The organism is Acidovorax sp. KPB24-03, from assembly GCF_057546605.1.
This window is the reverse complement of the sequence record NZ_BAAJYR010000918.1, coordinates 1-617: the sequence shown is the minus strand read 5'-3', so window position 1 is coordinate 617 and position 617 is coordinate 1. Positions and strand designations below refer to the sequence as shown.

1 protein-coding gene is annotated in these 617 nt (G+C 72.8%); it reads right to left on the bottom strand.

Translation table 11 applies throughout. From position 1 onward, the window contains the following. The coding region (locus AC27KI_RS26795) for a PD-(D/E)XK nuclease family protein (protein ID WP_487116942.1) at positions 1-617 on the bottom strand (617 nt) is incomplete at both ends.

The following is a 617-nucleotide window of genomic DNA, read 5'->3' as shown; positions in this document are numbered from 1 at the left end:
TTCGTGGTCCTGCAGCCAGCGAAGGTAGCCGTCGCGCAGGGCCGGCCAGCCGGAGGCGAACGGCAGGAACTCGCCCGATGCCAGCCGCTGCGCGTGGGTGACGGCCTCGGCCGCGGCATCCATGAGCGCGCGGCGCGCCGGCAAGACTTCGGTGGGCGCCGCCTGCAGCGCCTCGTGGAAGTGCTGGAGTACGGCATGCAGCCAGTTGCCGAAATCCCGCTTGCCCACTTCGGCGCCCAGCTCGTCGGATTCCTGCAGGCCCAATTGGCGCAACGCGAAGAAGCGGTAGGGGCAGTGGCGCAGATCGGAATAGGCGGTGGAGGACAACTGCAGCACGGGCAGGGCCTCGCCCGTCGGCATCGGCCGGGGCACGGGTGCAAGCGGCACTTCGCGCGCACTTCGCGGATCGGTGCCGGCGCGGGCCTGCCCGGCAAGCTGCAGGGCCAGCACCAGCGGACTGGCCAGCAAAGGCTCGCCGCCCTCGTCGCCACTGCGCCACAGCACATCCACGTGGGCGGTGCACAAGGCATTGCGCCAGGCCGCGCGCTGGGCGGCTTCCAGCGCCTCGCGGGTGGGCAGGCCCAGGCCCTCGCGCTGCACCCGGGTCCAGGCGCCGG